Raw genomic sequence first — 10,873 nt, 5'->3', positions numbered from 1 at the left:
CTTATCTTGAATTAAATAAATTTCATTGACATCTAAAAAAAAGCTAAATAACCCATCGCAGTTAAAGATAAGATACATTTCTTATCTTATCTTGAATTAAATAAATTTCATTGACATCTAAAAAAAGTGCTTTTCTTAATTAGTTTAGCTGGTAAGCACCCTTATCCTAAGATTAATTATTATTTTATTGATAGTAATTAATTTTAATCTTTTTGTCAATAAAGTTTTGGCTTGATAATGATTTCTCATTTTATATTTTAGAGGAATTAGCCAAAATTGACTAAAAATCCATACCCGCTTTATTGGTAATCCAGATGCCTGATAACACTTTTATCATCTAAAGTAAAACTTTGGTAATCGATAATCAGTAAGGGAAACAATTACTTGACCACCTACTGGTATTAAGTTCTTTCATAAGCATTAAGAAATTCATCCCTTGGAATTCCTGCTTGAGTACAAATTGTTCTTAATGTAAAAGCTTTTATTTTTAAATGATTTGGCATGGTTAAAGGAGTTTTAGTTCCATCAGAATTTTCTCGTTCCATAGAAATATGTTCCTTTTCTCGAACCAACTGAAAACCTAATAATTCAAAAGTTTTTATTACTCTTCGTTTTGGTGCATCAATAGGAAATTTCATCATAAGTCTTATACTCTTGCCTCAGCAACGAATGCTTCGAGTATTGGTGGTTCGACATCAAAAACATCTTCCCCGAAGGTGTCGATATGGAAACTGATTGCAGATTTTACATCAGAAAGAGTTTCTTCGTAGGTATCTCCCTCGCCAACAACAACACCTTTAAATCCTAATGGATAAGCCACATATCCATCAGAATGTTTCTCTATAATAATTTTATACTGTCTCATAAAAATAACCTCCTTAATTCGATAAGAAGAATATCTGTCTGGCATTAGTCGCAGATAAGACTTCTGGAATAAACAAGTTTCTCTTTGGATAACTTCTTTTTAATATTTCAACCATTTTAAAAAACCTTCTCATAATTTATGTATTAATATAAGATAAGGAATCATTAATTTTAAAAGAATACCCCTGGCATCAAGTTTTGGCTTGACGCAGCAATTCTAATGATTTCACACCTCCTATCTTGTACGGTCAACCCCTTTAGCTGATAGCTGAACGTTGTGTTATTATAATCTCAAATAGTCTTTAATAGTAGAATTAAATTTCCCTTGAGCTTTTAAGATCAAATCTGCAACTTCTCTAATTACTCCTTGTCCTCCACTTTTTTTGGTGATATAATAACAATTTTTTCTTACTTCTAAAATAGCATCCTCTGGACAAATGCTAAGTCCTGCTAAATTAAGAACAGGAATATCAGGAAGATCATCGCCAATATAAGCTATCTCTTGATAAGGAATTTGATATTTATTAGATAGATCTTTAAAAGCAGCTACTTTTTCATGCATTCCTTGATAAACATCAACAATCTTTAATTTAAGGGCCCTGTTAGTGACAATTTTACTGATTTCTCTAGTGATAATAGCAGTCTTTATGCTGCTCTGATGTAATAATTCAATACCTACTCCATCTTTAACATTAAAGATCTTGAGATCATTGCCTTGGCTATCTAAGACCATCCTTCCATCAGTCATTACCCCATCTACATCCATCGCTAAAAGCTTTATTTTTTGACATCGCTTTTTCAATTCATTCATCTTAGATAGTCCCTTGAAATGCCATTTTTAAATCTTCAAGCAAGAAAAGAGTATGTTTACTTATATATTGAAGCCTAAAAAAGATAGTCTTGATGGTTTTTACTTTTTCTAAAAAAGGAATATCTTCTTCTTGATTACTTAATTGGTGAATTAAAGGTTCCATCTGAAATCTTTCACAAAATATAAAATTTTCAAGACTAACAATCTCTTTTTTAAGGTCATTTAAGCGCCAGAGAAGATTATTAAAGTAAGAACTATTCAATGAATCAAAAAGAAATCTTTTGATGATATTTAAAGCTTGGTCGCATAAAATATTTACCATTTGGTATTCTTCTGAAAGTTGATTAATTTTCTCTAAAAGAGGAGAAATTACTGGTTTTTGAAAGTTAGATGATAGACTTTGAAGGGTTTCGTAAATAGGAAAAGGTTTTAGACAGTAATCTTTGATAGCTTCTTTTAAAGAAAGATTTTTAAATCCTTGGATATTAGCTCCACCTTCAGTGGCGTTTATGCCGTCAATATCAAGGTGATCAATCCGATTTTCAAACCACTTAATAAAACCATAGAGTGTCCTGGAAGTAGTCAACTTATGGCCAAATATATCTTGAATTTCCATTAACTGAGAAGAGTCTAAGTTATTTTTTAAATACCTGCTTGTCTTTTTTACAATTCCTTGGCTATAAAATTTTCCTCCCGGGAAAGAGAGATCTTGACCAATGAGGATAATAGTCTTACTGCCTAATCTTAAAGCTAAATTAAAGGCAGCCGTAGATACATTTCCTCCTCGGGGAATATAGCTATCAAAACCTGCAAATCTTCCCAACCATTGGAGTAAAGGATGGCCATCGTTTAAGATAAATATCTTTTCAGAAGAGAACTTAGAAAATGTTTCAGGATAAGCCATTAAATCTGAGATTAGAAAGATGTTTTTTGGAATATCAAGGTTTTGGTAGCATTTAGTAAAATTCTTGATAGTACCATCTACAGTCATAACAAGATGTGGTAGGACCTTATTTTTAAGCATGGTCGTTAAAGCTGTATCAGTAGAAATAATAAGAGCTGTATCTTTAACTTCTTTAAGAGTAGTAATATTTCTATCTAAGGAAGGGCCAGCGCCAACAATAATAACAGGTAATTCTTTAAATTTATGGTTTAGGCAATTTACTCCAGGATGTTTTAAGATAAGAGGAAAATTAGTTAAGATATGGTTTTTCCAGATAGCACCATAACGTAAAAAAGTACCTACATTAACGGTGGCCATATATAGGGCTTCTTTTAATTTAGCTTCTACTTCTTGATAATACTTAGGATTTTCTTTTATAGAAGGAAGGTGCTCGATAACATACATTTCTTTGAAGGTAAGGACAGAAAAATATCTTTCTAATCGAAGTAAAGTTGCTATAAATGGGCTTTCATTTACCGAGATACTTATTCTTTCGCATTCTATGATAACCGAGAGATCTCTTTTAGAAAGAACATCCTTAAAACGACTAAGGCTTTCTTCAATCACTAAGATAAATGTCTTAGGAGAACATAACTTTAGAATGCTTTCCAAACAAAGACCCATTCCCCAGCCTAATATTACCAATAAGTCAGCCTCCTTAATCTCTTTTGATCCAAAAGAGACGATCCCTTTAATTTCTTGGCAAGAGTCTTCCACCGGTACATCTTTTAATTTTTCTACCAGCAAAGGTTCTTTTTTAGCTAAAAGTAAGCAATTATCATGATAATAGTCCATGTAATCCCTTAATAATTAAGTTACTTTTTATAGTAGTTATTAACGAAAACTAGACATAGGAAATAATACCGAGCAATAAAAGATAAACTTGTTTGCCCTCAAATTAATTTGCTCTATGTCAAATTTTCATTAATAACTACTATATTTTGGAGTATTTCCGTAGCTTTTAAAAATTGACTGTTTATATTTTGACTAATACTTAAGATCTTTTGAAAGAATAAATTATATATCTCTATTTGTCCGCCTAAAGAACTATCTCTGATAGAATTTAACTTAATTAATAAAGGGTCAAGATGCCAACGTGAAATCATCAGCACATTCTCCATCACTTTTAATTCTCCATAGAGCATATTGATGTGTTGCAATAAATTTAGTTCTCTTTGAGAAAAATTGTCTTTTTGAGAAAGGAGATTTTGAGAAGTCTTTTCTAAGCGCTTAGTTGTTTCTATGGCTTGTTGAGCATAATATTCGGCTAATAAATAATCATCGGAAACCTTTTTTATCTTCTTGATAAGGTTATCAATATCTGGAGTCTTGTACCTTCGATGAAGATCTTGGAGAATATTTTTAGGATCTTGGATCTGCTGACAGTAATTATTTATAGCTTCTTTTAAAGACATAGTAACGCAGTTTTCTATCTTAGCTCCACCTTCGGTAGCATTAATACACAAAGACTTGGTGTTTTTAAATTGATGGCTAAACCACTTAGCCCACGAGGCCATTTGACTATTAGTTAAAACCTTTTCTTCGTAATTACCTTTTACATAAATAAGATTATATTCTTGAAGATAGTTTCTCGTTATCGTTTCTAAGGTCAAAAACTTGTCCATAGAATTTATCCAGTTATCCATATAGAAAGTGTTTTTAGAATAAACTCTGTCCTTGCTATAAGAAAGATCTTGCCCGATAAAGATAATGGGGTTATTCCCTAATTCTCTGGCTATGCTAAAAGCTGTAGTCGCTACCGACCCTCCTACTGGAAAAGTGCCTTTTGAGCCAATAATATCTTCTATCCACATCATTAAAGGATGACCATAACTGGTGATAAAGATCAGGTTTTCTTTAAATAAAGAAAATATCTGGGATGACACTACTGGTTCAGTAATTAAGGTAATTCCTTCTATCCCTGAGCCTTGATAGTGTTTAAAGTTTTCTTCTTTAGGATCAATAGAAACAACGATCTCAGGTTTGATGTTATGGGCAAGGAGTGTCTTTAAGGCAGTATCAACACAGATAATCAAGGATTTATTCTTAGCTTCGGATAAAAGACCTACATTTTTATCTAAAGAAGGACCAGCTGAAACAATAATGGCTGGAAAGTCTTTAAAGCTATCTTTTAATAAGTTAAGACCTGGATTTAAGACTAAATAACTAATGTTGGCTAAGATATTCTTTTCCCAAAGAGAGGCAAACTCAGACATCGTGGCAATATTTTGGAGAGAAGCGTTTATAGATTCATTTAAGTGTTTTATAATTTCTTGATAGTAAGCTGGATTTACTTGGTTTTTATAAAGGTCAATCACGATAATATCCTTGATCGTTATTACCTGAAAATAATTTTCCATCCGTATTCGAGTAGCTTTTAACGGCTCTTCACCAATAGCTAAGCTCACTCTTTCGTGGTTGAAGATATCCTTCAAGTCGTAGAGAGTAAGAATGTTTTTAAAATTTGCAATATCATGATCAATGACTAAGACTAAAATCTTTTTGGAAGCATGCTTAATGGCTTCTTTAACCTGGCTGCCATTGCCAAAACCAAAGATTACCAAGACATCGCAATCCTCATCCTTCATCGAAAGATCTTCTGAAATAAAAATTTTGCCCTTGCTAAAAGAAAGGTCTTCAAGTCTGGTTGCTAATTCTGGATCTTTATTTTTTAGGAGATTAATATTTTGAAGATAATAGTTCATAGTCTTTCTCCTCCTAAGCTTTCCAGCGCCATCTTCCATCTTTGATATTGGCTTTCAGGAATAATTGGTTTAGGTAAAGTTATATCCTTGTCGATCTTTTTCAAGCAGTAACGTTCGTAAACCTCTCTTAAACTTAAACTGATAGAGCCTTTAATCTTAGCTCCTTCAGTTGAGGTATTAATAAATATTTTATCTTTTTCCCTTCTTATTCTACTTTCAATCCATCTTAAGTAAATTAAAAGATTACGATGAGTAATAGTTATTTCCTCGTGGATATTAGGAATTTCAAGAAGATCTCCTCTCTTGGCATTTTCCCGATAAATCATCTCTAAGGTAGTAAATTTATTAAGGCTATTTAAGCTCTGGTCAAAGTGATAAGTATTTTGAGCATAAGGCTTACAAGAAGGAAAAGAAAGATCCTGACCTACTAAAACAATAGGATTTCCTTCCATCCGAATAGCTAGATCTAAGCTAGCTGTAGCTACAGAACCTCCTGTTTCAATTTCACCTTTTAATTGGCATAAATCTTTTAAATCCTCTAAAGAAAATTCATCTTTTATTAAAGCCACAATTTTTTTACCCTGATACTCTTTAATTACTCCATGATAAGCGGTGGGAATGAAAATTAAAGGTATCTCTTGGTGAAGATGGTTTTTAAATTGCTCCAAAACAGCTTCTTGGGCATCAGTAATGACTACAAAATCAGGAACAATCTCGTTATTTAATAAGGGTCTTAAGGCTGTGCCGACGGAGATAATAATTACTTGACTTTGAATCCTTGACAAGAGACAGGTCTCTTGATCTAAAGAAGGGCCAGCAGAAATTACGAAGATAGGCAGATGGCTGCATTTAGAGAATAACTCCGCTACTCCAGGGCTTTCAATAATATACTTAGTATTCAGGTAGAGATTCTTCTTTAAAAGAGGGGTAAAGACTTGAGAAGATTTACGTGACAAGATAATATTTCTTAAAAATTCTTCAAGACCAGAGAGAGAGGAAGGAAGACTTTCTAAGGTAGGTTGATGGATAACAATCTTAATCTTATCAGGAGGAGTCTTTTTAAGAAAATTATGGAGATCTTTTGTGATCTCTTTTAAGTTATCGCTGACCGAAAATACCAGTTGAGGGTTAGAGAGATAAGACCAAAAGTCAACTAATTCCAAAGCTACTTTAAATACTGAAAGATTTGGCTCAATAACCAGCAAAGTTCCAGCGGAGGTAATCTTAGCTAAGATTTCTGGAATGAAATATCCTAAGCCACCACCAAAGAGAACTACTTTATCTCCAAGAGATAAAGAGTGAGCACTTACTTGCCTTTGAGCTTCTTTTTGGGGATTGTATTGACTATGAAGAAATATTTCTCTACCTTGTCTTTTGATGCTTAAAGTAGGAGCTTGTATCCGGGAGTTGTAGATAATGAGATCTTGGGTAGAAAATTCTTTTAATTTTTCATAAAGATAAGGATAAAGTTGTCTTAATAAAGTTATATTTTTTTCATAGTACATATAAGTGTTTTTTAAAATCTCAAATAGTAGTTATTAACGAAAATTAGACATAGGAAATTGTTAGATAGTAACTATTTAATATCTTCAAGAAAATGCTTATAATTCAAATTATAATAAGTAAACAAATAGTGATAATAGTCCTGTAATAAAATAAGTCTTAATCTTAAGCTCAAGTTTAATTCTCTTCATTAACCTCTTATTTCTCTTTTTAAGTTAAAATTTTAAATCTTTGGAGAGCACCAAATCTTTATCTCTTGACCAGGAACAAGTTTTTCTCCAGAATTAGGTATAGAACTTTCTACTACTCCGCGGCCGTAAAATTTAAGCTTGACTTGATAAGAAGATAAGATCTTCCATGCCATTCTCATACTTTTTCCGTGAACATCTGGCATAATATATTCGTTTAAGGAATCATTAATTAAAGGAAGGTTATCTTTTTCTCTTAAAGAAGACAGATTGTCTTTGGTTGCCCTGACGTACTCATAGCTTGGATCTTTGTCGAGAAAGTATGGTTTTTTATAAGCTAAAATCTTTTCTACTATTTTTCTAAAGACAGGAGCTGCTACTTCTCCTCCATAATAAAGCCCCTTGGGCTCGTTTATAAAGATGGAAATTAGTAATCTTGGATTATCTGCCGGAAGATATCCAATAAAAGAAGCCAAAAACTTATTTCTAGTATATGTTCCTGTAACTGGATCTACTTTTTGAGCAGTTCCTGTCTTTCCAGCGATAGGATAATCCATAACCTTAGCTTTTTTACCGGTGCCCTCGGAAACTGCTTTTTGTAAGATAGAAGTAAGATATTTAACTACATTAGGAGGAATAGTTCTTCTAATGCAAGTAGGTTGGTATTCTTTGATAATTTCATTTCTTGAATTTATTATCTTTTTTACAATTAGAGGTTTCATTAAAAAGCCTCCATTAGCTACGCTACAAACAGCAGCAGTTAATTGAATAGCCGTAGTGGTTATCCCTTGACCAATGGCAAAGTTAGCTAAAGTAAGTTTACTCCACCTTCGAGGAGGTAAAAGTATTCCTTTTCTTTCGCCAGGTAAATTAATACCAGTATAATTGTTAAATCCAAATTTTTTTAAACAATGATAGAAGTCGTATTTATTAAGCCTCATTGCACTTTTTATAATTCCTACATTACAGGAATTAGCAATTACTTCTTCAAATGTTAATCTTCCATGAGATTCATGGCAACGAATTTTACGTCCAGCAATTTCTGTATTTCCTTGGCATTCAAAGAAGTCGTGGCTTGTAACCACTCTATTTATTAAGACAGTGGCTGCCGTAAATATTTTAAAAGTAGAACCAGGTTCAAAGGTATCGGTAATAGCTCGATTTCTCCATAAACAAGAGGAAGAGTTGGCAGCATAATTAGGATTAAAGGAAGGATAGTTAGCTAAGGATAAGATTTCTCCATTTTTAGGATCCATAATAATGATAGTTCCGCTAATAGCTTGAGAGTTTTTACAAACCTCCTTTAATTCTTCTTCGCAGATATTTTGAAAAACTTCCTCAATGGTTAACACCATATTAAACCCACTAAAAACTTGAGGTAGGCCTTTCTTGAGAGAAATTGCTCTACCGAGAGCATCTTTAGTAATTTCAACCTTTTTTCCTGTCTCCCTTAATTGTTGATCGAAGTAAAGCTCAATCCCTTCCAATCCTTGATTATCTAAACCTACAAAACCAATTAACTGACTAGCTAATTCTTGTTTAGGATAAAATCTTTTATATTCTTTAATAAAGCCCAAGCCATTTAAATTTAATTGTTCTATTTTTTTAGGAATATCTTTATTTAGCTTTCTTTTTAACCAGACAAAAGGACTATCTTTATAAAGCTTTTCTAATATTTCTTCTTTAGGCATTTCTAATAAAGGAGAAAGGAGGGCAGCTACTTGGTCCTTAAGGATAACTTTTTGGGGATGCGCATATAAAGAGTCAGTTTCAATGCTTACCACTAATTCTTTCATATTGCGATCGTAAATAATTCCTCTTTCTAAATCAATTGATTCTTTTTTTAAGTAGTTAGATATGGCTAACTTAGCCATCTTTTTATTTTGTAAAAGTTGAAGATAGCCTAATCTAAAAATTATCCCACCAAAGAGAGAGAAGATAATGACAAAAAAGATCAAGATACGGATTTTTTGATTTTTCATCTTAGTTGCTTATTTAAAGCTTAAAATTTCTCTAATTTAGTTGATAAGCAAGAAGTAAGAAGTTAAGAAATGAAAAGATATTTCTTCCTCTTTCCTAATACTTTCCGCCTTCTTACTTTTACTTTTAAATTAAGCCGGTGAGAGGAATCGAACCTCCGCCCTACTGATTACGAATCAGTTGCTCTTCCCCTGAGCTACACCGGCAAAAATAAAAAAGGTGGAAAAGTGTTTATTTAAGGTAAAAGCTACCTTTTTGTATCACCTTCCACCTTTATATGCAAAAATGGTGCCGAGACCCAGAATCGAACTGGGGACGCCAGGATTTTCAGTCCTGCGCTCTACCGACTGAGCTATCTCGGCAGTTAAATAAAAAATTAAGCTAACTACTAAGAATATCGGAGAGATCGCTTTCTCTTATGTTACTATGAATATTAAAAACTAGATTAGATTTTTCTGATATTTGCCCTTGAATACTTTCTAATAATTCTTTAGCCTTTTCAGTATCAGCCAATTTTGATTGAGAAGCTAGTAAATTTTCTTCAGCAATATCTAAAATTTTATCTTTGTTAGACCTTTTCTTTAGATCTGTTTCTTCGATAACTTTTTCCTTAAATTTAAAGCTTGGTTTTGAAGCTACAGTCTTTTCAGAAGTAACATTCTTATCTTCTTGTTTAATTTTGAGAGTACTTTTATCAATATTCATGGCTCCACCCCTTACTTTTTCTTATCTATAAAGAAAGCTTCGTTAAAAAATTTTCCGCTCTCTTTAACATATGTCTTTCTTAATTCTCTATATTTATAAATATTAGTCAAGTTTTTTTTAGTTTCTTTCATTAGTTGTTTTAACAAAACTTCTGCTTTTAATTCTGTTTCTTTAATTTGCCTAAGATAATCTTCTTTTAATTGGTTTAAATAAGAAATATTCGAATCTTCTAATTCAACCTCCTGATTTTGTTTTTTTAAAGCTAATTCTTGATTAGTTAGTTGGAGATAAAATTGGATATATTCTCCCCTTTTATAAACTAAATCTTCTAAGGAGTTAGGTTCATTTTCTTGAAGTGATTTTTCAATTTTTAAAGTTATCTCAAAAACCTGTTTTAACTTGTTTATTTCTTCTTGAATGACAAAAGAGAGAGATTTATATAAAGCAGAATTACTTTGATCACCGAGCATAACTTAAATACATGACCCAAACAATTAATATTTACCACCAGTTTTCTTGATAGCTTGATCCCATACTTCTCGAAGTTCCAAGAGCATGCCTTTTACTTCATTTATTATCTTAGGGTCTTTTTTTATATTAGCTTGGATTAATCTACGATTCATATAATCATATAAACTATAAAGATTTTTGGCAATCTCTCCTACTTCCATATTTAAGGAAACCATAAGCTCAGTAATGATATTTTGACTCTTTATGATATTAGTATTAGCCGTCATAAACTCTTTTTTTGGGATAGCTTCATTGGCTAAGTTTAAAAATTTAACGGCTCCGTCATAAAGCATTAAGATTAATTGCCCTTGACTAGCTGTGGAAATTCTTGTTTGACGATAAGATTCGTAAGGATTAGGCAAAACTCCCCCTTCTTATTTTAAGGTAATTATCATAATTTAAGATATTATGCAAGTAAAATTTAAAATATTATGCAAGTAATTAAGTTATTATGCAAGATTTAAGATATTATGCAAGTAAAAAGTTTTATAATTATTTTTTTGCAAAAAAGTAGTTAAAGAAGACTGTAGGCTTACTTAAGACCTCATTGTTACTCGAGCTATACCTATCCTTGTTTTTAACCCTTTTCATAGATAATTTTTAGATAACTTTCTCTATATCCTTATCCCTTTCTATCTCTATACTCTTTACATAAAATCCTTGA

10 protein-coding genes and 2 tRNA genes are annotated in these 10,873 nt (G+C 31.9%); all 12 read right to left on the bottom strand.

Going from position 1 to position 10,873, the window contains the following annotated elements; genetic code table 11:
• Positions 1-401: 401 nt before the first annotated feature.
• Positions 402-641, bottom strand: coding sequence for a type II toxin-antitoxin system HicA family toxin (locus KJ849_01690; GenBank protein MBU2599278.1), 240 nt, complete (start codon positions 639-641; stop codon positions 402-404).
• 5 nt (positions 642-646) lie between these two features.
• Entirely contained in the window at positions 647-865 is a 219-nt protein-coding gene (locus KJ849_01685; protein ID MBU2599277.1) for a type II toxin-antitoxin system HicB family antitoxin, read from the bottom strand.
• A 282-nt stretch (positions 866-1,147) separates the two neighbouring features.
• Complete coding sequence (locus tag KJ849_01680) at positions 1,148-1,675, bottom strand: HAD hydrolase family protein (GenBank protein ID MBU2599276.1); 528 nt, start codon at positions 1,673-1,675, stop codon at positions 1,148-1,150.
• A 1-nt stretch (position 1,676) separates the two neighbouring features.
• The gene (locus KJ849_01675) at positions 1,677-3,413 is read right to left on the bottom strand and encodes a DUF115 domain-containing protein (GenBank protein ID MBU2599275.1); all 1,737 of its coding nucleotides are present in this window, start codon (positions 3,411-3,413) and stop codon (positions 1,677-1,679) included.
• Positions 3,414-3,526: 113 nt separating this feature from the next.
• The gene (locus KJ849_01670; protein MBU2599274.1) at positions 3,527-5,323 is read right to left on the bottom strand and encodes a DUF115 domain-containing protein; all 1,797 of its coding nucleotides are present in this window, start codon (positions 5,321-5,323) and stop codon (positions 3,527-3,529) included.
• The gene (locus tag KJ849_01665; GenBank protein ID MBU2599273.1) at positions 5,320-6,828 is read right to left on the bottom strand and encodes a DUF115 domain-containing protein; all 1,509 of its coding nucleotides are present in this window, start codon (positions 6,826-6,828) and stop codon (positions 5,320-5,322) included. Before KJ849_01665 ends, KJ849_01670 begins: the two co-directional genes overlap by 4 nt.
• A gap of 221 nt (positions 6,829-7,049) precedes the next feature.
• Positions 7,050-8,996: a PASTA domain-containing protein gene (locus KJ849_01660; GenBank protein ID MBU2599272.1), complete on the bottom strand. Its 1,947-nt coding sequence runs from the start codon at positions 8,994-8,996 to the stop codon at positions 7,050-7,052.
• 132 nt (positions 8,997-9,128) lie between these two features.
• A tRNA-Thr gene (locus KJ849_01655) sits at positions 9,129-9,200 on the bottom strand.
• A gap of 80 nt (positions 9,201-9,280) precedes the next feature.
• A tRNA-Phe gene (locus KJ849_01650) sits at positions 9,281-9,356 on the bottom strand.
• Between the two features lie 19 nt (positions 9,357-9,375).
• A complete protein-coding gene (locus KJ849_01645; GenBank protein ID MBU2599271.1) occupies positions 9,376-9,699 on the bottom strand; it encodes a hypothetical protein in 324 nt (107 codons plus the stop codon).
• An 11-nt stretch (positions 9,700-9,710) separates the two neighbouring features.
• Positions 9,711-10,169, bottom strand: a complete 459-nt coding sequence (locus KJ849_01640) for a hypothetical protein (protein MBU2599270.1) — start codon at positions 10,167-10,169, stop codon at positions 9,711-9,713.
• 24 nt (positions 10,170-10,193) lie between these two features.
• Complete coding sequence (gene fliS / locus KJ849_01635; protein ID MBU2599269.1) at positions 10,194-10,571, bottom strand: flagellar export chaperone FliS; 378 nt, start codon at positions 10,569-10,571, stop codon at positions 10,194-10,196.
• Positions 10,572-10,873 lie beyond the last annotated feature (302 nt).

It is taken from the genome of bacterium, assembly GCA_018830565.1.
In the GTDB taxonomy this organism is placed as follows: domain Bacteria; phylum UBA9089; class JAHJRX01; order JAHJRX01; family JAHJRX01; genus JAHJRX01.
The sequence above is the reverse complement of the archived record's forward strand: the minus strand, read 5'-3'. Positions and strand labels throughout refer to the sequence as shown.